Genomic DNA, 20,770 nt, shown 5'->3' with positions numbered 1-20,770 from the left:
CAGCACAATAAAAACCAGAGAGGAACATGGCATGACCGACAAGACGAACAAGCCTTCGGGCCTGACCCGCCGCAGCCTTCTGAAAACCGCATCCGCCGCCGCAGGCCTTGCTGCCGGTTCCGGCGCCATCACCGGTTTTCCGACCATCTGGGCGCAGAGCAAGATCACGCTGCGCCAGTTCGGCACCGGCGTTTCCAACATCAACGCCATTGCCGAACAGTGCAAGAAGGACCTCGGCATCACGCTGGAAATGACGGCAACCGACAGCGACGCCGCCGCCCAGCGCGCCGTGACGCAGCCGAATTCCTACGATATCGCCGATATCGAATACTGGATCCTGAAGAAGGTCTATCCGGCAGGCGTCATCCAGCCCATGGATGTCAAGAAGCTGAAATACTATGACAAGGTCGTTCCGCTGTTCAAGAATGGCAAGCTGAAGCCCGATAGCGTGATTGCGCAGGGCACCGCGCCACACACGGTCGGCTATGTCGAGAAGCCCGGCACCAAGACCTTCGCCAAGAGCGAAACCGAATGGTTCACCATGATGCCGACCATCTACAATGCCGATACGCTTGGCATTCGTCCGGACCTCGTCGGTCGCGAAATCACCACCTGGGCGGACATTCTCGATCCAGCCTTCAAGGGCAAGACCTCCATCCTCAACATCCCGTCCATCGGCATCATGGATGCGGCAATGATCATGGAAGCCTCCGGCAAGATCAAATATGCCGACAAGGGCAACATGACGAAGGAAGAGATCGACAAGACCATCGCCTTCCTCATTGAAATGAAGAAGGCCGGACAGTTCCGCGCCTTCTGGAAGAGCTTCGATGAATCAGTAAACCTGATGGCGTCCGGCGAAGTGGTCATCCAGTCCATGTGGTCGCCTGCGGTTGCCGCCGTCCGCTCCAAGGGCATTGCCTGCAAATACCAGCCGCTGAAGGAAGGTTACCGTTCGTGGGGCGGCGGTCTGGGCCTTGCCGCCCATCTGAAGGGCGCGCAGCTCGACGCGGCTTATGAATACATCAACTGGTACACCTCCGGCTGGGTGGGCGGCTATCTCAACCGTCAGGGCTACTATTCCGCCTGCATGGATACGGCAAAGAAGTTCATGACCGACGACGAGTGGGGCTACTGGATCGAAGGCAAGGCCGCCAAGGGCGACATTCTCTCGCCGGAAGGCAAGGTCATGGAAAAGGCCGGTGCCGTGCGCGATGGCGGCTCGTTCGAGGACCGCATGGGCAAGGTCGCCTGCTGGAACTCCGTCATGGACGAAGACCGCTACATGGTTCGCCGCTGGAACGAATTCATCGCGGCGTAAGGGCAACAAAGCCCTCCCGGCCTCTGGGGCAGAGACTGGGGCCTACGCCCCCCTCTGCCTTGCCAGGCATCTCCCCCTTGAAGCGGGGGAGATCGGCAGAATGGTTACTCGCTCGCGCCATTACTATGCGAGCGGGGATCCCGACTTGTTCGAGGGCTGTAGGGTCTAAGCATGGCGCGCAAAAGTGTGCTGCGGTTTTGCGGCAACGACATGCGGTAAAACAAAGACTTAAAGCGTCAGGAGCGAATCTGAAGGATCGCGACGCTCTTTAGAGGCGGCGCCACGAGTCGATCTCCCCCCTTGAGGGGGAGATGTCCGGCAGGACAGAGGGGGGTGAGCCACATCCACCTTGAGAATTGAAGGATCAGGTGTAGCGGAAAGGATCAACCTCCCCATGGCAACAGTACGTTTCATAGGCGTTGGAGAGCCGAAGCCGAAGCGGAACATCCGCATCTCGCCGAAGCTTGCCGCCTATCTGCAGGCCGCGCCGCTCACGGTCATTCTCGGCGTCTTCCTTGCGCTTCCGCTTCTGATGATCCTCGTGGTCAGCTTCTGGGACTATGACTTCGCCCAGATGTATCCCGACTTTCTCACCATGAACTATGTCGAGACTCTCGGTTCCTGGGTTACCTGGAAGACTTACCTTAATACCTTGAAATTCGCGGTCCTTGTCTGGGCCATTACACTGTTCATCGGCTTCTGGGTCGCCTATTTCCTGGCATTCCACATCAGAACCACGGCGATGCAGATGGTGCTGTTCCTGGTGTGTACCGTACCGTTCCTCACCTCGAACATCATCCGCATGATTTCCTGGATCCCGGTTCTCGGGCGAAACGGGTTGATCAATTCCGGCCTCGTCAATTCCGGCCTCGTATCCGAACCCGTCGAATGGCTGCTCTATTCGGATTTCGCTGTCGTGCTGGCCATGGTGCATCTCTACACGCTCTTCATGGTGACGCCGATTTTCAATACGTTGATGCGCATCGATAAATCGCTGGTGGAAGCAGCCCGCGATGCAGGCGCCACAAGCTGGCAGGTGCTGACGAATGTCATCATTCCACTCGCCAAACCCGGCATGGCCATCGGCACCATTTTCGTGGTTACGCTGGTGATGGCGGATTTCTCGACCGTTCAGGTCATGTCCGGCGGACAGAGTGCATCCGTGGCGCTGATGATGAAGAACCAGATGTCCCTGCTGCAATATCCGGCGGCGGCGGCCAATGCAGTGGTTCTGCTGATCCTCGTCCTTTCCATGGTCGCAGGCATTCTGCGCATCGTCGATATTCGCAAGGAGCTTTGAGATGTATGCAGACAAACGCTCCCGCGAGTTCTATATCCTGGCCTTATTCTTCGCGATCTTCGTGCTGTTTCTCTACGGGCCACTATCGGCCATCGTCATCCTCTCGTTTCAGGGCGAGAACGGCGGGCTCACCTTTCCGTTGAACGGCGTCTCACTGCACTGGTTCGCGAACTTGCTGGAAACCCAGGCCGTGGGCGATTTCGGCGGCTCCTTCCGGCGCTCGGCGGCGCTTGGCCTGATGGTCATGGCCGTCACGGTTCTGGTGTCGCTTCTGGCAGGCCTTGCCTTTCGCCGAAAATTCATCGGCGCAACCGCGCTCTTCTATTTGTCCATCGCCAGCCTTGTGGTCCCGTCGATCATCATCTCGCTCGGGATTGGCGTCATGTTTCAGCAGGCAGGCGTACAGCCCGCGTGGTTCTCTTCGGCCTTCGGCGCGCACCTGACCTGGACCCTGCCGTTCGGCGTGCTGATCATGTTCGCCGTGTTCAACCGCTTCTCGCCCTCTTACGAAGAAGCGGCGCGAGATCTGGGCGCAACCTCCTGGCAGACATTCCGCTATGTAGTTTTGCCGATGATCGCGCCATCGCTGGTCGGTGTCGGCCTGTTCGGCTTCACGCTCTCCTATGACGAGTTTGCACGAACGCTGATGACATCCGGCACCTACAATACGCTGCCGCTGGAGATTTATGGTATGACGACCAACGTCACGACGCCGGTTCTTTATGCGCTCGGCACCGTGACAACCGTTTTCTCTTTCCTCGTGATTGCCGGAACACTCGGTCTGATCGCCCTTCTCAACCGCCGCAGGACACGCGGCTGATGAAGATCCTGCTCGTCAATCCAAACACCACAGCCAGCATGACTGCGACGGCAGCCCATGCCGCGAGGCTGGTTGCAGCCCACGGCACCGAGGTCGTCGCAGTCACATCGTCCATGGGGCCGGTATCGATCGAAGGCTACTATGACGAAGCGCTTGCCATTCCCGGCCTGCTGATGGAAATCGCAGCGGGTGAAAGATCTGGCGCGCAAGCGGCCATCATCTCCTGTTTCGACGATACGGGGCTGGATGCCGCCCGCGCCTTGGCGAACATTCCGGTCATCGGCATCTGCGAGGCGGCGCTCGCCGCCGCCTCCTTCATCGCCCAACGCATTACGATCGTCACGACAATGGAGCGCTCGCGCCTGCCACTCGAACATCTCGTCCATCGCTACGGCATGGCGGGACGCACAAAGGTGCGGGCCGCCGATATCCCGGTTCTCTCTCTGGAAGAGCCCTCCTCCAATGCCCGCGCCAGACTGTGCCAGCAGATGGAAATGGCACTGCGCGACGATAGGGCCGAAGCCATCGTTCTGGGATGCGCAGGCATGGCGGACCTGACGGCGGATCTGCGCAAGGAGTTCGGCGTGCCGGTAATCGACGGCGTGGCCGCAGCCGTGAAGCAGGCGGAATGTCTCATCTCGCTTGGTCTCACCACGTCGAAGATCGGCGCCTATGCACCACCGATCCCCAAACCCTATCTCGGCGCTCTGGCCTCTTTTGCCCCGGAAGCGATGCTGGCATGAGCGAGCCGCACATCCGCAATCTGAACCTTTCCGACCTGCACACCCTGCTGGACTGGGCAAAGGCAGAAGGATGGAACCCCGGCCTTGATGATGCCGAGCCCTTTTTCGCCGCCGATCCGAACGGCTTCTTCGGCTGTTTCGTCGACGGAAAGCTTGCCTCGGCGATCTCTGCCGTGCGCTATGGCGAGACATTCGGCTTCATCGGTCTCTACATCAGCCATCCGGATTTTCGCGGGAAGGGCCTGGGCCGACGCGTGTGGGATCACGGCATGGCCTATCTCGAAGGCCGGACGGTGGGACTGGATGGGGTGCCGCAGCAGCAAGCCAATTATGCGCGCATGGGCTTTGAGACCCGATACAATACGATACGCTGGAGCGGGTCTTTCGATAGGAATACCATCGTCTCGCCAAAGGTAATCGCGCTTGATCCGTCGGCCTTCACAGAGATTGCGCAATTCGACCGACGCGCCTTTCCCGAAGAGCGAACTGCGTTTCTGGGCGCATGGATCGCCCCTCCGCATCAGGCCTTAGGAATCGTAACGCGCGGCAGGCTCTCCGGCTACGGGGTGCTCCGTGCCTGCCATCAGGGTTTCAAGATCGGACCGCTTTTTGCCGAAACGACCGAGGAAGCGCTTCATCTCTTCGCGGCGCTGGCTCAACTGGCGCCGGGCGCACCGATCCATATAGACGTGCCTGAAGACCAATCGGCATTTGGTGAATACCTTCAGGGGCTTGGCTTCACGCAAGGCTTTACCACGGCAAGAATGTATAGAGGCGTTCCTCCCCGCCTGGAAGAACGCCTCGCTTTCGGTGTCACCACGCTGGAACTGGGCTGATCAACGAGCGATCAGCACCGGAACCTCGCATTCCTCCACCATCGACTGCGTAACACCACCGAAAACACGCTCGCGCAGCCGTGAATGCCCATAGGCCCCCATGACGATCAGATCGGCACCGACCTCAAGCGCGTGACTGTTGAGAACGTCCTGCACGCGGCGCCCGCCGCTCGGCAGTTGATCCACCACCACATTCACTCCGTGGCGCGCGAGATAGGCCGCCATGTCGGCGCCCGGCTCCCCGCCATTGGCGAGATAGGTGGCATCCGGATCGACCACAACGAGATGAACCGCCTCCGCATGCCGCAGGAGGTCCATGGCCTCTCGCGCCGCACGGCCCGCTTCCGGCCTTGAGTTCCAGGCAAGCAGCACTTTGCGAACCTTGGCGGCAGGCTTGTCCGTCGCCGACGTCAAGAGCAGCGGACGCTGCGCTTCGAAGACTGCACCATCCACGACAGCAGAGAGAAGGGCCGAATTTTCACGCGTCTTTTCACCGAGAAGCACGAGATCGGCGTAAAGGGCATGCCGATAGATAACATCCGCCGCAAAAGGTCGCTCGGTATAGAAGTGCTCGATATCGTAGGGGATATTGGCAATATCGAGGGAATTCCTGGCTTTATCGGCAGTGGACTGCAGCGCTTTCATGTCCTCGACACGCTGATCGAGCCATACAGTGCCAACCGGGTAGTCGCTGAGCGTCGGTGTGATGGCGATGTCCATCACGAGAACCGTAAGATGGGCGTCCATTTGCAGCGCCAGTTCAATCGCCTTGGCGAGATCCGTTTCCTGGTCGCGATTTCCAATAACGGAAAGAATGGTCTTGAACGACATGACATACTCCCTTGCAGCGCCGGGATCCAAGGGCCTGCCGCCCCCACATGTCCCAGCTGATGTGCCTATCTTACACGCGCCGGATTGCGACAAATTGATCTTCATCAAGTGAAGCTGAGCAACAGTCCGAATCGGAAATTTCATGGGCTGGCGGGAACCATTTGGCCACTGTTGCGTCTTGAGGTTCACGCTCTCGTCACGAGCGGGCCATATTTTTGCTTGGCCTGATGAATTTTAGAGACTACTTATGTGACGCCGCGTAACGGTCCGTGACCGGCGCCGCATCCTTTAGGACTGACACGAGGGCTATCCTGCCCCATTTGCCGAACAAGATCGGCACTACCGAAGGAGTATTCATGACGATCTCTCAAACCAATTTCGAAAATAACCGTGCAATTTCCATTGCCGAGACAATCGCCACCGCGCGCAAAGCAGCAGGTTATAGCCTCGACGATATGGCGATCACCACCGGATTAACAGTCAGCGAACTCTCCGCTCTGGAAGACGGAAAGGATGTAGATCCTGCCCGACTGAAGCGGGTAGCTGCTGCCCTCCAGCTGCAAGGCATTTCCAGCGATCACTAAAATCGTCCCTTGAAAAACGATTTCACGAAAATTTGATCACTGTCGAGCGGGCTATGTCCCGCTCGTTCTATTTCTGAACCGAGCTTAGTTACAGTCATCATCATAAGCGAATTCGCCATTCTTCTCCGAGGCTTCTGTGCAAGTCTCAGGCCTGAAACATTTCGCTAAAATACATAAACACGCACGAATTTACGGAATTGCGCGCAGAATGCGCAATAAAATGCCTGAAAATGTGCTCTGCGAATCAAATTTTATTCAAATTTTAAGTTGATTACGACAGCGACCGCTTTTATGGACCTCGCCATCATGAGGCAGCGGAAAAGTATAAATCGCTAATTTAAATAGCAATCTCAAACAAAAAATATGTAAAATCGAAATAAGAAAGCAGCAAATATGAAAAATATAAGTTTTCTTTCACCAAAAAACGTTAACGCGGACACTCTCAATCCTGACGTCGGACAACGTGACACCGGTCCAAGCAATCCGCCTTCAAGCCAGGGAGGCCCATCTTCAGGAGGTCGTGGATCTTCACGCACAGCCTCCGCAGGCGATGGAGGCCGCCCGTCCCAGAGCTCTCCATCCGGTAGAGGTGGAGCCAGCAGCGCCAGCGGACGAACCACGACAGCCAGCACCACCGGTGCCAGCAGTTCGAGACGGATCCTTCCCACCGGAACGGCCCGAAGCCCGGTTTTCAGCAGATTGAGCGCGACGCCAAATTCCAATGATACGCCCCAGACACCTGGAAACGGGCTAAACAAATTCACGCCGGTCACCAATTTTACCGGCAATCCTCCGATTGATGAAACATCGGAAACCAAGATCAGGGAATGGGTCGCCGGTGGAGGGAAATCCGATTGGCCACCAAGCTACGGCCTGCCGCCAAGAGCGGTCGACAGATTGACCACGATTGCAGGCGAACGGGGCTACGGCAAGAACCTGTTCATGACGCCGTCAGAAGCAGGTACAATGGCGGGCGGCCCCGACACAATGCGCAAGCAGGTGGTCGCTCATCGTGGCCTTTTCGACAATTCGCGCGGCATCATCGAAAACTCGATCAATTCAGCAGAAAATGCGCGCACCCATAATTTCCGCGGCATTGAACTTGATCTGCGTTCATCCAAGGACGGCGTAGCCTTCCTGATGCACGACGAAACAATCGGGCGCGTGACCAACGATGCGCGCAACCGTGCCATTTCGGATGTGGATAGCAAGGAATTTGCCGGGATGCCGCTCAGCATCTGGAACCCGGTCACGAACGAGCGCACTTCGGCAGTGACCGCAGGCGGTAAGCAGCAATATCCGGAAACGCTGCAGAGCGTCATAGACTATGTTCGCAAGACAAAGGCGGATACAAAGGATGCTGATGCGGTCAACATCATGCTGGACCCGAAGGACGAGAAATCTTCCCTCGTCGCCGTCGAAATGCTGTCACGTCCCGAAAACGCGGACGTAAGAGGCAATATTGGCATCAAGATCTACGCGAAATACATGCCGGATTCGACCACCGCGCAGGCCAACCTCCGCGGGGGGGCGTCGCCACTGCTTCAGGAATTGCAGAAGGCCGATGCCAAGATCGAGAAGAGCCAGAACCCTTATTCCAACCTGAAGCTCATCCCGGTCCTGACCAACCTGTCTGAAGTGGTCAATCCGGCATCCCCCAATCTGATCTGGACACAGGGCGCAAGATGGCTGGACGGCGTGAAGACGCTTGGTGACGTTCCCATGGTCGAGGTTCTTCGATTGAAGGGCGCACCGAACATGGAAGAGATGACAAATACCGTTACTCAGTTCCGCGCCATGCCGGGCAACGACAAGATTCCGATCACGGAATCCAACATCTCAGAAGCGGTGTCGGTGAATGGAAAGCCATTCTACTACTCGCATCAAGGGACCATGATCGATCTGCCCAACCGTCCGGATATGGATCAGCGCCGAACATTTGGCGCCCTGCAGCCCTATTCGCAGATCATCACATCCGACAATCCGTTCATTGAAATGCTGGCAGAACCAACACCACTGAAGGATGCCGATGGCGCCTTCAGTGGCATGGATCTCAACGCGCTGGCCCATGCCGACAGCAATCCGGCTTCTGCTCTCGGCGCACCACCGGATTTCCTCGGCAAGCCAAGCTGGTCGAACAATGGAGATCATCGCCGGCGTCTGGTGGACGACAGCAGTTGGGCAAAATACTCACCTGGAGGTAACACCGGCCCCATTGGCGGTGGCCAAGGTGGCGGCCAGGCACCAAACCCCGGCGGCCCCGGGATTAAGCTGCCGCCAGGTGATGGCGGAGGCAATGGAAAAGGCACGGAACCCGGGCAGCCAGACCCCGGCACAGGACAGTAGTCCTTCAAGAGCCAACAGGCAAAGCGGGATGGATCTCTTCCGTCCCGCTTTCGATCCTGCCGCGCAAGGGCACACGGCAGACATGTTAACAATTATGGTTGATTTTCTATAATCGAAGATCTACCATCAATAAACATTAGATATGCATGAATTTCGTCCCATTTCATCATCGGGACCTGACAGATATAGTTGTAGCGGTCGCTACTCTGATCTTCATCGCCGGAGGATAACCTCCATGAATCTGAATAATGAATCGCCCCTGTCTGGGGAACGCGCGCAATCACCTGAGGCGCAACCAACAGGAACGAGCGACCAGACCCGCACCGAAGAGACGACCGGCGGTCGAATCCAGGTGCGACAACTGGATCCGGCAAGCTCCCGCCGTGTCTTGCCGGGCCTGACATCCGGTCGGGACGGTGAGTCCGGAGACTCGCTCCGGGATCCAACCAAAGCAGATGGTATCGGCATCAGAGATCAATCACGCACCCTTGGCCCTGCCTCGGATGCGCAGGGCCAGACTGTCGGCACTCACAGCATGGAAAGGCCGGACATCCATTCCGGAAGCGGCGGGCATCGTCAAGGCCGCACCATCTCGCGCGTCGGCCTGCCGTCGCCGGGCGTCATTTCAGGCGGATGGCCAGATGGTCATAACCGTTCTGATATGGGCAAGGGCAACGAATCCTCCGGAGATTCGGCAGCGTCCGCTCCTGAGAGGCACCAAGACAAGGCTGCTCCGCTGGGACAGATCAGCCCGATACGCCCGACCGATGGCTTGGCTGGCACCCCCGCCCTCCCCGAAGGCAGTTCGAATACCCCCATGATTGGCAAAGACACCCCAAGGCATTCGAAGTACGAAGGAGTGGCAACGCATCATGCGTCGCGGCACATCTCGCCGACGGAACAGAACTCCATGACGAGGGTGCTCCTGTCGATACCACGTTCTCAGGCACCCTTGAGCAGATCCGGGATTGCTGCGCACGAACCGCATATGCCAATGGCTAATTCGGCTGGATTGCCAGCAGTTCTCCCAGCGAAAGCCGGTATGACCGCTTCCTTCCTCTCTCCAGCCAAGGGACGAACCCTGTTCAACAGTCCGGACCAGACCAGGATGACCGGTGATGAGAGCGCTTCGTCCGGGGAAGGCAGACCTCTCAATGCAGACATTTATCCAATACGACCGGTGACATACCGCCGTAAATGCAGAAGGCCCGACGGCTGTGTCCTGAAGGCTGGCGACACATCATTCTGTGATCGCTGCATCACGCCGGATCTTTAAGGTTTCATCAAAATTCGGGGAGAAATGGTAGCGGGGGGCGGACTTGAACCGCCGACCTTGGGGTTATGAATCCCACGCTCTAACCACCTGAGCTACCCCGCCACACTCGCGCAACCTGCTGGCATCTGGTTTCATGCCCGGCGCGATGTCGGGCTTATAAAGGGATGCTCCGGGCAAAGTCAAGCGCGCTTGTGACAAAATCGCAGAGGCTTTTCATGGAGCGTCACCACACCTGTGGAGAGGCTGTTCAGGCCGCTGCAGATGCCGAAAGAAGTGCCTTGAGAGAGGCTTCTGCCTCGGCTGCCCGTTCAGACCGTTCGATGAAACCGCCACCCCAGACCCGCGCATCAGGCCCTTCTGCCGAATACAGTACGCAGGCCTGACCGGGTGCGACACCTGCTTCGCCCACCAGAAGATCCACGTAGATACCACGCTCGTCCACATGAAGCGTCGCCGGTGTCGGCGGGCGGGTGGAGCGAACCTTGGCGAAGCACTGGAAACCCTCCCGGGCATCTTCGGCCAGCCCGGCATCGCCGATCCAGTTCATGTCGCGCAGATAGACCCGGTGCGTATCGAGCGCCTCGCGCGGACCAACGATGACACGACGGCCACGGGCATCGAGATAGATCACGTAGAGGGGCTCGCCCGTTGCAACACCGAGACCCTTCCGCTGACCAATCGTATAGTGCAGGATGCCGTCATGACGGCCAAGCACGCGTCCGTCCATGTGCACGATATCGCCAGCAAGCGCCGCATTCGGCTTCACCTTGTTGATGATGTCGGCATATTTACCCTGCGGCACGAAACAGATGTCCTGGCTGTCTGCCTTTTTGGCAACAACCAGTCCCATCTCTTCGGCAAGGGCGCGCACTTCGGCCTTGGACATGCCGCCCAGCGGGAAGCGAAGATAGTCGATCTGCTCCTGCGTTGTCGCAAACAGGAACCAGCTCTGGTCGCGGTCGCTATCGACGGGGCGGTACAGCGCGCGGCGGCCGGGATTGCCTGCCGTTGGATTGGGGCGCGAACGGATATAATGACCCGTTGCCAGCGCATCGGCGCCCAGTTCCTGAGCCGTGGCCAGAAGATCCGCAAACTTGACGGTCTGGTTGCAGGCCACGCAGGGAATTGGCGTTTCACCCATGGCATAGGCTTCGGCGAACGGGTTTATCACTGTTTCACGGAAGCGCTTCTCGTAATCCAGCACATAATGGGGAATGCCCAGCGTTTCGGAAACCCGACGCGCATCATCGATATCCTGGCCCGCACAGCAGGAGCCTGCACGGTGAACCGCTGCACCGTGGTCATAAAGCTGCAACGTGATTCCCAGCACATCATAGCCCTGACGTTTGAGGAGACCGGCAACGACGGAAGAATCCACACCGCCGGACATGGCGACAACAACGCGCGTATCCTCCGGCCTCTTGTTAAAATCCAGCGTATTCACAGGAACTCTCTCGGTCTGGGTTGTGGCGGCTGCGCCTCATCGCGGGCACATCTCATCCGGCAGCGGGATCGGCCACCGCCTCATTCACCCCGCTGATATAGAAAGGAAGCTCCTCAAACGCAAGCTTTCGGACGTTCAGCGCAATCGCTGGAGTCACGACTGCATGACGCGCGTGGCACCATTGGACGCGACGGAGGCGTTGACCGATTGGGTCTCCACGCCCTGTGCGCGCACTTTCGGCAAGCCATCCGGATAGGTTCGTTGAATATAGTCGATCAGTTTCTCACGTACCTCGCAGCGCAGATCGAATGTACGTCCGCCATCGGCTGCGGAAACCAGGATGCGGATCTCCATCACGTTCTCGCGGAAATCCGTGACGGCCACATTGATGACTTGACCATCCCAAAGCTTGGAACCGGCGGCGATCTCTTCGACCTTGCGTCGGATGTCATCGACCGGAACCGTATAATCAAGGTAGATCATCACGGTGCCGATCAGCGCCGCACCTTCGCGGGTCCAGTTCTGGAACGGCTTTTCGATAAAATAGCCAAGCGGAAGGATGAGCCTGCGCCAGTCCCACAGTTTCACGACGACATAGGTGGAGGTGATCTCCTCCACCTTCCCCCACTCCCCTTCCACGATCAGCGCATCGTCGATACGGATTGGTTGGGTGATGGCGATCTGGATGCCGGCAAACAGGTTCTTCAGAACCGGCTGCAGAGCTAGACCCAGCACGATACCGGCAACACCGGCAGATGCCATGAGGGAAACTCCGTACTGCCGCACGGCTGGAAATGTCATCAGCGCCGCCGACAGGGCAACCGCAACGATGAGCGTTGCGGCAACCCGTTCGAGGATGCGCGATTGGGTGACGTGCTTGCGCGCCAGAAGATTGTCTTCCGCATCAAGCTTGAAGCGCCGCAGATAGACTGTCATCCAGATGTGCAAGGCGGTGCGGGCGCTCCAACCCAACAGGATGATGAAGGCAAGAAGCAAAAGGTGCCGGATGAACCCCGCCTGATCATCGGTCAAAGGCGCAATGTTGACGGCAGGGGTCAACAGCCAGACGACGATTGCCAGCCGCAACGGCCTGCGGTTGCGCGAGACCAGGGACCGCCAGAACAGATCCCGCTCCGCCACAAGCCGGGTCAGCAGGCGGAAGACAAGGCGATGGACGAAGTAACCGATGATGACCGCCGCAACGAGAACGATCATGCTCAGCAGCCAGTTCGGTGTCAGGCGGATCAGGGTTTCAATGATGTTTTCAAGTCGTTGTTCCATGCACCCGACCTAGGGTGCAGTGCAGCATTGAAAAGATCAATAGCCTAACAAATCCGTGAACGACCTCCATGTACAACCGAAAACGGCAAGATCAGTTTCGTATGATGGACAGGAGGACCACCTATGAGTTCACATGATCTTCAGCGCTTTCTCGATGCTCAACAACCGGTTTATACTGACGCACTCGAGGAGTTGCGCGCCGGTCGAAAGCGAAGTCACTGGATGTGGTTCATTTTCCCGCAAATCGAAGGCCTTGGTCGTTCGGAAACAGCACGGTTTTACGCATTGGCCAACATGGACGCAGCAAAGGCCTATCTCGGCCATCCGACGCTCGGTCAACGCCTGCTGGACTGTACCAACACCATGCTGACCCACAAGCGACGCACGGCACATGACATTCTCGGCTCACCGGACGATCTGAAGTTTCGCTCAAGCATGACGCTCTTCATGGCTGCAAGTGAAAAGGGCTCGCCTTTCGAGCGAGCCCTTCAACAATTCTATGGGGGTGAACCGGATCAGGCGACACTGAGCCGATTGTGAGATCAATCGGTGCCCTGGATCGCCGAAAGCTTCCAGGCTTCACCCGGCTTGCGGACGAATGTCCAGATTTCCGTGCTTTCGACCGGAGCGGTTGGGTCGCCGGAAACAACCTTGCCCGTATTGCGGTTCACCATCACATCGATGCTCTGGTAACGCAGGGCAACCGTGGCATATTCCTGTCCGTTTTCGCGCCAGGATTCCGACAGATCGCCTTGCAGCAACTGCACGTCCTTGACGTCGTTGCGAAGACCCTGCGTCGCGTTCTCACCCAGTTCCTCGGCCAGGTAAGACATGGCTTCCGGCGTCGCGATTGCGCGCAGCTTTGCATAATCTTCAGCGCCATAGGCACCCTGGACGTCCTTCAACAACTGTTCGAACTGATCGAGATCCGCATTGTTGATGCCGATTTCGTCCGTTGCCTGCGAAGCGACCTTCGGGCGTGTCACCGCTGCAGCAGCGGCACCACCGGCCGCCATCGAACCCATTTGCGGGATCTTGAAGCCTGCGCCTTGCGCATTCGGAGCCTGATAGGCGTTACGAGCCGCACCCTGCGGCGCAGGCTGCTGACGACGCGCGAACATGCGCATGATCAGGAAGATGATGCCGCCAATCAACAGACCCTGGAACAACAAGCCGAGGAAGCCGGCAAGACCGCCAAAACCATTGCCCATCATCATGCCAAACAGGCCGCCCAACAGCAGGCCGCCCATGATGCCACCGCCGATGCCACCAAAGAGGCCGCGACGCGCTTGCTGGCCAGCAGCTTGCTGACCGGCGGCAGCTCCGGGATTGGCAGCATTGGTCTGCGTGTTCGGCGTCATGGAACGCTGCATCGGCGCAGCAGCACCGGGAGCCGTATTCGTCGTAGCAGGTGCATCATAGGTACGCGTGCCGCGGCTGCCGAAACCGCTGGAACCGGCACGACGGGCTTCCGCGAAATCAACGGCGGCTAGAGTCACAACCATGCCAAGTGCCAACACGGAAGCGGCGTGCTTGAAGCGCCGAAGTTTTGCAAACATTTCTCTCTCCTCAAAAACCCGTCCCACGGGCATTACGATCTATATAGAGAGCATCGCGAAAAGTTTTTAGAGGCCGCAAGACGATCTGACGCGGTTTTGATGAATGAAACCTATAACGTGAAAAACCCGGCGGAAAATTCCGGCCGGGTTCTTCTTGTCCTGGGGAGGACATTCTTATCAGTCGACGTTGAAGGTCAGCGGCTTGGCCTGCTTGATCGCCGGATTTGCAGTCAGCTTGTCCAGAACGTCCTGCTTGACGGCACCGTCGACATACAGAAGCGCGATTGCGTCGCCACCTTCCTTCTCACGGCCCAACTGGAAGTTCGCGATATTGACGCCGGCATTGCCGAGTGTCGTACCCACGAAACCGATCATGCCGGGAACGTCGGTGTTGGAGATGTAGATCATGTCCGCACCCACATCGGCATCCATGTTGATGCCCTTGATCTGGATGAAGCGTGGCTTGCCATCCGAGAACACGGTGCCCGCGACGGAACGCGTCTGCTTGTCCGTGGTGATGGTCAGCTTGATGTAACCGTCATAGACGCCGGTCTTGTCGCGCTTCACTTCGGAAAGCACGATACCCTTTTCCTTGACCATGATCGGTGCTGAAACCATGTTCACATCCGAAACCTGATTGCGGATGAGGCCAGCGAGCAGTGCCGACGTCAGCGCACGAGTGTTCATCGAGGCTGTCTGGCCATCGTAAAGAATCTCGATCGCCTTGATCGGGCTCTCGGTCACCTGACCGGCAAACGAGCCGAGAACATCTGCAAGACGAATGAACGGCTTCAGGATCGGTGCTTCTTCAGCGGTGATCGAAGGCATGTTGATGGCGTTGGAAACGGCACCCTTCACGAGGTAATCCGACATCTGCTCGGCCACCTGCAAAGCAACGTTTTCCTGAGCTTCCGTGGTGGAGGCGCCAAGATGCGGCGTGCAGACGACATTTGGCAGACCGAAGAGCGGGCTCTCCGTTGCAGGCTCAACTTCGAAGACGTCAAAGCCAGCACCAGCCACATGGCCGGACTTGATGGCATCGGCAAGGGCTGCTTCATCCACCAGTCCGCCACGGGCGCAGTTGATGATGCGGACACCCGGCTTTGTCTTGGCCAGCGCTTCGCGGGAAAGGATGCCGCGTGTCTTGTCCGTCATCGGCACATGCAGGGTGATGAAATCGGCCTGCGCCAGCAATTCATCCAGCTCGACCTTGGTGACGCCCATTTCCTGGGCGCGTTCGGCAGACAGGAAGGGATCATAGGCCAGAACGCGCATCTTCAGGCCCAGCGCACGCGAGCAGACGATGGAGCCGATGTTCCCAGCACCGATGACGCCCAGCGTCTTGCCGGTGATTTCAACACCCATGAACTTCGACTTCTCCCACTTGCCAGCCTGTGTGGAGACATCGGCGGCGGGGATCTGGCGGGCAACGGCGAACATCAGCGCGATGGCATGTTCAGCTGTCGTGATGGAGTTGCCGAACGGCGTATTCATCACGATGATACCGCGCTTGGACGCAGCAGGAATGTCAACGTTATCGACGCCGATACCGGCGCGGCCGATAACCTTGAGGTTGGTGGCGGCAGCAATCAGCTTTTCCGTGGCCTTGGTGGCGGAACGAATGGCCAGACCATCGTAATTGCCGATGATTTCGGCCAGCTTGTCCTTATCCTTGCCAAGCTTCGGCTGGAAATCAACTTCGACGCCGCGATCGCGGAAGATCTGGACGGCGGTTTCCGAAAGTTCGTCGGATACGAGAACGCGAGGTGCCATGACGAGGCCTCCTGATAGAGTTCGTTTGTAACGATCAACAATGGGGAACGGGGTCCTGCCTCAGGGGCAGGACCGAATGCAAATCAGGCAGCAGCCTTTGCAAGAGCTGCCTTCTGGGTCTGGAAGGCCCAGGTCAGCCAAGGCATCACAGCCTGCATGTCAGCTGTATCGATGGTCGCACCGGCCCAGATGCGAAGGCCGGACGGCGCATCGCGATAGGCACCGATATCAAGCGCAACATTTTCCTTTTCGAGGAGGGCTACGACACCCTTCGCAAAGGCAGCCTGTCCGTCCGCATCCAGCGCAAGTACGTCCGGATCGACGATCTTCAGGCAGACGGAGGTATTCGAGCGCGTCGCCGGATCGACAGCGAGATTGGCGATCCAGTCATTGGCTTCGACGAAATCGAAGATGACCTTGGCATTTGCATCGGCGCGCGCCATCAAGCCTTCAAGACCGCCAACAGACTTTGCCCAGTTCAGCGCATCGATATAATCTTCAACGCAGAGCATCGAAGGCGTGTTGATGGTTTCGCCAACGAAGATGCCTTCGATGAGCTTGCCGCCAGACGTCATGCGGAAAATCTTCGGCAGAGGCCAGGCCGGAACGTAGGTGGTGAGACGCTCGACAGCGCGAGGCGACAGAATGATCACACCATGGCCACCCTCACCGCCCAGAACCTTCTGCCATGAGAAGGTTACGACATCGAGCTTGGCGAAATCGAGGTTTTGCGCGAAAGCGGCAGAGGTCGCATCGCAGATCGTCAGGCCCTTGCGGTCAGCCGGAATGAAGTCCGCATTCGGAACACGAACGCCAGAGGTGGTGCCGTTCCAGGTGAAGACCACATCACGGTCAAAATCGACCTGCGTCAGATCCGGCAGGAGGCCGTAATCGGCATTGAACTTGCGAACGTCGCTGAGCTTCAGCTGCTTGACGACATCCGTCACCCAGCCAGCGCCGAAGCTTTCCCAGGACAGCATGTCGACGCCACGCTCGCCGAGAAGCGACCACATGGCCATTTCAACTGCACCGGTGTCGGACGCAGGAACGATGCCGATGCGGTAATCCGCAGGCACATTCAGAATTTCACGGGTAAGGTCGATGGCCAGCTTCAGCTTGTTCTTGCCAACCTTTGCGCGGTGCGAGCGACCGAGCGGGGCATCAGCGAGCGCTTCGAGCGTCCAACCGGGGCGCTTCGAGCATGGGCCAGAAGAAAAATGCGAGTTTGCCGGACGCACGGCGGGGGCGACGATATCAGCCATATAGATACCCTTCCAGGTAATTAGCCTCTCGTTGGGGAGAGGTGTCCCGCTGCTGCTTCTATGGGAAGTTCCAATACGGGTCAAGACAGAATTTGTCGCAATCAGGCGATTACACATAAGTCGTAAAATTGTTGAAAAAACTTGACCTGAATCAACAGGTATTACTTCTTGGTAGTTTAGCTTCCTCTCATCGGCCAGGCCAAGGCTGACGCCGAATTCACCTTTTGCGCGAGCATCCACTCAGACCCAGCCTCTCCAACCTTCTGTCCGGTTGGACCGGCCTTGCAAGATCATGAGGAAAATCATGGCTATCCCCGTCCCGCTCACCCACGAACGCGGCACTTCGAAGAGCCCGCTCTATCTGCCCTTCCTCTCAGGCTTTTACGAGCACTTCGCTCAGCCACTCGCTTGGGTTGCTTTCCGTGCTGTCATCGGCGGCATGTTGATGATTGAAGGTTATCCGAAGATCATGGCGCCCATGGCGCAGGTCGGCTTTGTCGAAAATCTTGGCTTTCACCCCGGCTGGCTCTTCTCACCGCTTCTGGCGGGCATGCAATTCTTTGGCGGAGCCTTGATCGCCCTTGGTCTGTTCACACGTCCGGCAGCCCTTGCAAATGGCGTGATGCTGGCAATCACGCTCTGGTTCCACTTTGCGTTCCCGTATGGCCATGCCTTCCTGACTGATCAGGGCATTGCAGCACTGAAAGGCGGAAGCGAATTCTTCACTCCGGCGGGCGTGAAGCGTCTGGCAGATGGCGGCACCCTGTTCCTGGAGCAGGTACAGACAAAGGCGGAACTTGCCTCGCTGTTCTGGATGGGCGGCGCACTCTTCTTCGCAGCCTTCGGCGGCGGCCAGTGGTCGGTGGATCGCAACATCATCAAGCGAGAATTTTGAGCCGCGAGTCGTTAAACACAAAAGGCCGCCGGGTTCGCGCCCGGCGGCCTTTTTGCTTGGAATGATGTGATTACTTGTAGACGATCGGGGCCGGGGCCGGCTCTTCCGGAACGTAAGGCGCAGCACATCCGCCGAAGGTGTAGCGGGCGCCGAGGCGTGCTTCGTGAACGTCGAAGCCCTTGTCATAGCCCGGTCCGCCGTTCTGGGCGTAGCCGAACATGTCGCCACCTTCAACGCGGCGATAGCGATAGCCGATATCAGCCTTGAGGTTGCAGGTCACGTCGATCGTCGCACCGGCCATGAGCGCATAGGTAAAGCGCCAGCCGCCCTTGCCGCCGTGCTCAACCGTCGTATCGCAGCCGATGCCATTGTCGGCGCAGGAGGTGTTGCGCAGCTTGTCCCACTTCACGTAGGTGCCACCGAGGCCGGCGCCGACGTAAGGCGTGAAATAGCCGTAGGTGCCGAGATCGACATAGGCGTTGGCCAGCAGGCTATAGGCGCGCATGTTGGCGATATCGCGCGATGTGCAGGGGCCAACGCAGGCGCCGAATGCAGCGCCGCCGCCCTTGGTAGAGCCTTCGAACTTGCTCTTGGAGAGGTAGTCGAAGGTAACGTCCGTGCGAAGATAGTTGTTGATCTGGTAACCGACACCGCCGCCGACGGTGAACGCATCGCGCAGTTCGGAGCGATGGAAGTCTACCTTCCGGCTGGTATCGTTGCCCTGGTAGAAGTTTGCGCCACGAAGGTCGTTGAAGCCGTAACCCACGTCGCCACGCAGATACCACCCACTGGAGCTCTGTTGAACCGCCACTTCCGGCGCGTTCATCGGAACCTCCGGCTGCGGCTGATAAAGATCTGCGGAATGAGCCACACCTGCCGTCAGGGCCAGGACAAGTGCGCCGATCAGGGTATTCCTCATGGCATGAACTCCAAGTTCCAGTTTGCTTCGACGCGCGGCGCGGCGAGGTTGTTCTAAACTGAACCGGATCATTAACGATAAAGGTTAAGGAGCAATTAAGGATAATGCCCTGCTAAGAGGATTGGTAAGTTTTGCATGAATGCGCCCGACAGGCGGATAAGAAAAAGGGCCCGCGACATGGCGCGAGCCCTTAATCATCTGACCTTTCCGCTGAACTCAGGCAGCGGAACGAACGTTGGAGATAACACCGATGAGATCGTTGACGATCCGCTCGATCTGAGCGCGATCATCGCCCTCCGCCATGACACGGATGAGTGGCTCGGTGCCGGAAGGCCTGATAACCAGCCTGCCCTTTTTGCCGAGTTCTGCTTCTGCACTTTCGATCGCCTGACGCACGATGATATCCTCCAGCGGCTTACCTCCGGAAAAACGCACATTCTTCAGCAGTTGCGGAACTGGCTCGAACCGGCGGCACACTTCGCTGACCGGCTGCCCGAGACGCTTGACGCGCGCCAGCACCTGCAGCGCCGCCACAAGACCATCGCCAGTCGTCCCGAAATCGGACAGGACGATGTGGCCGGACTGTTCGCCGCCTACGTTGAAGTTGTTGTTGCGCATATGCTCGACCACATACCGGTCGCCCACCTTGGTCCGGGCCAGGTTGAGACCCTTTTTCTTCAGGAAGCGCTCCAGTCCCAGGTTCGACATCACGGTTGCGACAATCCCGCCGCCACGTAGCGTTTCGTCATCCAGCCAGCTTTCGGCGATGACGGCCATCAGCTGGTCGCCGTCGATGATCTGACCGTGTTCGTCGACGATGATCACGCGATCCGCATCGCCATCAAGAGCGATGCCGATATCGGCACGCACTTCATGCACCTTGCGACGCAAGGCGTCCGGGCTGGTGGAGCCGCAATCGAGGTTGATGTTCGTACCGTTCGGGGTGTTGCCGATCGTCACGACATCTGCGCCCAACTCCCACAGCGCCGTTGGCGCCACCTTGTAGGCCGCACCATTGGCACAATCGATGGCAATGCGCAGGCCGTTCAATGTGACGTCGCGTGGCAGCGTACGCTTCACGAATTCGATATAGCGATAGATATCGCCGTCCACGCGTTTGGCACGGCCAATCTCGTGCGGCTTGGCGAGCTGCGCATAGATATCCTTGTCGAGCAGGTCTTCAATCTCAAGCTCGAGCTCATCGGAAAGCTTGTAGCCATCCGGACCGAACAGCTTGATGCCATTGTCTTCGAAGGGATTGTGAGATGCGGAGATCATCACGCCGATATCGGCACGCAGAGAACGGGTCAGCATGGCGACGGCCGGCGTGGGGATCGGGCCGAGCAGGAAGACATCAAGCCCAGCAGCCGTGAAACCCGCCACCAGCGCGTTTTCCAGCATGTAGCCCGAAAGGCGCGTATCCTTGCCGATCACCACCCGGTGACGGTGATTGCCGCGGCGAAAAATCGTGCCGACTGCAATCCCGACCCGCATCGCCAGATCCGGCGTCATGGGAAACACATTCGATTGTCCGCGAATGCCATCGGTGCCAAAGTAACGGCGTGTCATGAATGCTCCTT

19 protein-coding genes and 1 tRNA gene are annotated in these 20,770 nt (G+C 58.1%); 10 read left to right on the top strand and 10 right to left on the bottom strand.

From position 1 onward, the window contains the following. Positions 1 to 31: 31 nt before the first annotated feature. The 5 genes from G6N80_RS14910 (at position 32) to G6N80_RS14890 (ending at position 5,020) form a co-directional block, all read left to right on the top strand. The gene (locus tag G6N80_RS14910) at positions 32 to 1,321 is read left to right on the top strand and encodes an ABC transporter substrate-binding protein (RefSeq protein ID WP_165134884.1); all 1,290 of its coding nucleotides are present in this window, start codon (positions 32 to 34) and stop codon (positions 1,319 to 1,321) included. A 394-nt stretch (positions 1,322 to 1,715) separates the two neighbouring features. After that, complete coding sequence (locus tag G6N80_RS14905) at positions 1,716 to 2,621, top strand: ABC transporter permease (RefSeq protein WP_062555565.1); 906 nt, start codon at positions 1,716 to 1,718, stop codon at positions 2,619 to 2,621. A gap of 1 nt (position 2,622) precedes the next feature. Beyond that, positions 2,623 to 3,441, top strand: coding sequence for an ABC transporter permease (locus tag G6N80_RS14900; RefSeq protein ID WP_062555566.1), 819 nt, complete (start codon positions 2,623 to 2,625; stop codon positions 3,439 to 3,441). Then, positions 3,441 to 4,184: an aspartate/glutamate racemase family protein gene (locus tag G6N80_RS14895; RefSeq protein ID WP_165134881.1), complete on the top strand. Its 744-nt coding sequence runs from the start codon at positions 3,441 to 3,443 to the stop codon at positions 4,182 to 4,184. The genes G6N80_RS14900 and G6N80_RS14895 overlap by 1 nt, the downstream gene beginning before the upstream one ends. Beyond that, complete coding sequence (locus G6N80_RS14890; protein WP_062555568.1) at positions 4,181 to 5,020, top strand: GNAT family N-acetyltransferase; 840 nt, start codon at positions 4,181 to 4,183, stop codon at positions 5,018 to 5,020. The genes G6N80_RS14895 and G6N80_RS14890 overlap by 4 nt, the downstream gene beginning before the upstream one ends. Here G6N80_RS14890 and G6N80_RS14885 read toward each other — a convergent pair whose 3' ends face one another. Beyond that, complete coding sequence (locus tag G6N80_RS14885) at positions 5,021 to 5,851, bottom strand: universal stress protein (RefSeq protein ID WP_165134878.1); 831 nt, start codon at positions 5,849 to 5,851, stop codon at positions 5,021 to 5,023. 356 nt (positions 5,852 to 6,207) lie between these two features. Between G6N80_RS14885 and G6N80_RS14880 the strand changes: the two genes are divergently transcribed. Then, on the top strand, positions 6,208 to 6,435 hold the full coding sequence (locus tag G6N80_RS14880) for a helix-turn-helix domain-containing protein (protein ID WP_062555570.1): 228 nt from the start codon (positions 6,208 to 6,210) through the stop codon (positions 6,433 to 6,435). Between the two features lie 350 nt (positions 6,436 to 6,785). Here G6N80_RS14880 and G6N80_RS14875 read toward each other — a convergent pair whose 3' ends face one another. Next, positions 6,786 to 7,211 carry a hypothetical protein gene (locus G6N80_RS14875; RefSeq protein WP_165134875.1) on the bottom strand — a complete coding sequence of 142 codons (426 nt, stop codon included), beginning with the start codon at positions 7,209 to 7,211 and terminating at the stop codon, positions 6,786 to 6,788. 121 nt (positions 7,212 to 7,332) lie between these two features. Here G6N80_RS14875 and G6N80_RS14870 point away from each other — a divergent pair, with 121 nt between their 5' ends. Together G6N80_RS14870 and G6N80_RS14865 are read left to right on the top strand one after the other, a co-directional pair. After that, the gene (locus G6N80_RS14870; protein ID WP_165134872.1) at positions 7,333 to 8,781 is read left to right on the top strand and encodes a glycerophosphodiester phosphodiesterase family protein; all 1,449 of its coding nucleotides are present in this window, start codon (positions 7,333 to 7,335) and stop codon (positions 8,779 to 8,781) included. A 235-nt stretch (positions 8,782 to 9,016) separates the two neighbouring features. After that, on the top strand, positions 9,017 to 10,057 hold the full coding sequence (locus G6N80_RS14865) for a hypothetical protein (protein ID WP_165134869.1): 1,041 nt from the start codon (positions 9,017 to 9,019) through the stop codon (positions 10,055 to 10,057). Between the two features lie 25 nt (positions 10,058 to 10,082). Here the strand turns inward: G6N80_RS14865 and G6N80_RS14860 are convergent. The 3 genes from G6N80_RS14860 to G6N80_RS14850 all read right to left on the bottom strand — a co-directional run bounded on the left by G6N80_RS14860 (position 10,083) and on the right by G6N80_RS14850 (position 12,782). Continuing rightward, positions 10,083 to 10,159 (bottom strand) — tRNA-Met (locus G6N80_RS14860). A 145-nt stretch (positions 10,160 to 10,304) separates the two neighbouring features. Next, complete coding sequence (gene mnmA, locus G6N80_RS14855) at positions 10,305 to 11,501, bottom strand: tRNA 2-thiouridine(34) synthase MnmA (protein ID WP_062555573.1); 1,197 nt, start codon at positions 11,499 to 11,501, stop codon at positions 10,305 to 10,307. 153 nt (positions 11,502 to 11,654) lie between these two features. Beyond that, a complete protein-coding gene (locus G6N80_RS14850; protein WP_165134866.1) occupies positions 11,655 to 12,782 on the bottom strand; it encodes a mechanosensitive ion channel family protein in 1,128 nt (375 codons plus the stop codon). 123 nt (positions 12,783 to 12,905) lie between these two features. On the opposite strand from G6N80_RS14850, the gene G6N80_RS14845 reads away from it, so the two are divergent. Next, positions 12,906 to 13,322, top strand: a complete 417-nt coding sequence (locus G6N80_RS14845) for a DUF1810 domain-containing protein (protein WP_165134863.1) — start codon at positions 12,906 to 12,908, stop codon at positions 13,320 to 13,322. Between the two features lie 2 nt (positions 13,323 to 13,324). Here G6N80_RS14845 and G6N80_RS14840 read toward each other — a convergent pair whose 3' ends face one another. The 3 genes from G6N80_RS14840 to G6N80_RS14830 form a co-directional block, all read right to left on the bottom strand. Further along, positions 13,325 to 14,341, bottom strand: a complete 1,017-nt coding sequence (locus tag G6N80_RS14840; RefSeq protein WP_165134860.1) for a Tim44 domain-containing protein — start codon at positions 14,339 to 14,341, stop codon at positions 13,325 to 13,327. A gap of 177 nt (positions 14,342 to 14,518) precedes the next feature. Then, entirely contained in the window at positions 14,519 to 16,114 is a 1,596-nt protein-coding gene (gene serA, locus G6N80_RS14835) for a phosphoglycerate dehydrogenase (RefSeq protein ID WP_165134857.1), read from the bottom strand. A gap of 83 nt (positions 16,115 to 16,197) precedes the next feature. Next, positions 16,198 to 17,376: a phosphoserine transaminase gene (locus G6N80_RS14830; protein WP_165134854.1), complete on the bottom strand. Its 1,179-nt coding sequence runs from the start codon at positions 17,374 to 17,376 to the stop codon at positions 16,198 to 16,200. Positions 17,377 to 17,680: 304 nt separating this feature from the next. Between G6N80_RS14830 and G6N80_RS14825 the strand changes: the two genes are divergently transcribed. Next, on the top strand, positions 17,681 to 18,271 hold the full coding sequence (locus tag G6N80_RS14825) for a DoxX family protein (protein WP_165134851.1): 591 nt from the start codon (positions 17,681 to 17,683) through the stop codon (positions 18,269 to 18,271). Positions 18,272 to 18,341: 70 nt separating this feature from the next. On the opposite strand, the gene G6N80_RS14820 is transcribed toward G6N80_RS14825, so the two are convergent. Both G6N80_RS14820 and glmM read right to left on the bottom strand, forming a co-directional pair. After that, positions 18,342 to 19,190 carry an outer membrane protein gene (locus tag G6N80_RS14820; RefSeq protein ID WP_062555657.1) on the bottom strand — a complete coding sequence of 283 codons (849 nt, stop codon included), beginning with the start codon at positions 19,188 to 19,190 and terminating at the stop codon, positions 18,342 to 18,344. Between the two features lie 216 nt (positions 19,191 to 19,406). Beyond that, the gene (gene glmM, locus G6N80_RS14815; RefSeq protein ID WP_062555658.1) at positions 19,407 to 20,759 is read right to left on the bottom strand and encodes a phosphoglucosamine mutase; all 1,353 of its coding nucleotides are present in this window, start codon (positions 20,757 to 20,759) and stop codon (positions 19,407 to 19,409) included. Between the last annotated feature and the right edge of the window lie 11 nt (positions 20,760 to 20,770).

It is taken from the genome of Rhizobium rhizoryzae (genome assembly GCF_011046895.1).
Classification (GTDB): Bacteria; Pseudomonadota; Alphaproteobacteria; order Rhizobiales; family Rhizobiaceae; genus Neorhizobium; species Neorhizobium rhizoryzae.
This window is presented reverse-complemented; position numbering and strand designations above follow the sequence as displayed.

Excerpts from the sequence above, each read along its gene's own strand:
- G6N80_RS14880 (WP_062555570.1), top strand. The coding sequence starts at position 6,208 with ATGACGATCTCTCAAACCAATTTCGAAAATAACCGTGCAATTTCCATT.
- G6N80_RS14830 (WP_165134854.1), bottom strand. The coding sequence starts at position 17,376 with ATGGCTGATATCGTCGCCCCCGCCGTGCGTCCGGCAAACTCGCATTTT.
- glmM (WP_062555658.1), bottom strand. The coding sequence starts at position 20,759 with ATGACACGCCGTTACTTTGGCACCGATGGCATTCGCGGACAATCGAAT.
- G6N80_RS14910 (WP_165134884.1), top strand. The coding sequence starts at position 32 with ATGACCGACAAGACGAACAAGCCTTCGGGCCTGACCCGCCGCAGCCTT.
- G6N80_RS14885 (WP_165134878.1), bottom strand. The coding sequence starts at position 5,851 with ATGTCGTTCAAGACCATTCTTTCCGTTATTGGAAATCGCGACCAGGAA.
- G6N80_RS14865 (WP_165134869.1), top strand. The coding sequence starts at position 9,017 with ATGAATCTGAATAATGAATCGCCCCTGTCTGGGGAACGCGCGCAATCA.
- G6N80_RS14845 (WP_165134863.1), top strand. The coding sequence starts at position 12,906 with ATGAGTTCACATGATCTTCAGCGCTTTCTCGATGCTCAACAACCGGTT.
- serA (WP_165134857.1), bottom strand. The coding sequence starts at position 16,114 with ATGGCACCTCGCGTTCTCGTATCCGACGAACTTTCGGAAACCGCCGTC.
- G6N80_RS14850 (WP_165134866.1), bottom strand. The coding sequence starts at position 12,782 with ATGGAACAACGACTTGAAAACATCATTGAAACCCTGATCCGCCTGACA.
- G6N80_RS14840 (WP_165134860.1), bottom strand. The coding sequence starts at position 14,341 with ATGTTTGCAAAACTTCGGCGCTTCAAGCACGCCGCTTCCGTGTTGGCA.
- G6N80_RS14820 (WP_062555657.1), bottom strand. The coding sequence starts at position 19,190 with ATGAGGAATACCCTGATCGGCGCACTTGTCCTGGCCCTGACGGCAGGT.
- G6N80_RS14890 (WP_062555568.1), top strand. The coding sequence starts at position 4,181 with ATGAGCGAGCCGCACATCCGCAATCTGAACCTTTCCGACCTGCACACC.
- G6N80_RS14825 (WP_165134851.1), top strand. The coding sequence starts at position 17,681 with ATGGCTATCCCCGTCCCGCTCACCCACGAACGCGGCACTTCGAAGAGC.
- G6N80_RS14900 (WP_062555566.1), top strand. The coding sequence starts at position 2,623 with ATGTATGCAGACAAACGCTCCCGCGAGTTCTATATCCTGGCCTTATTC.
- G6N80_RS14905 (WP_062555565.1), top strand. The coding sequence starts at position 1,716 with ATGGCAACAGTACGTTTCATAGGCGTTGGAGAGCCGAAGCCGAAGCGG.
- G6N80_RS14895 (WP_165134881.1), top strand. The coding sequence starts at position 3,441 with ATGAAGATCCTGCTCGTCAATCCAAACACCACAGCCAGCATGACTGCG.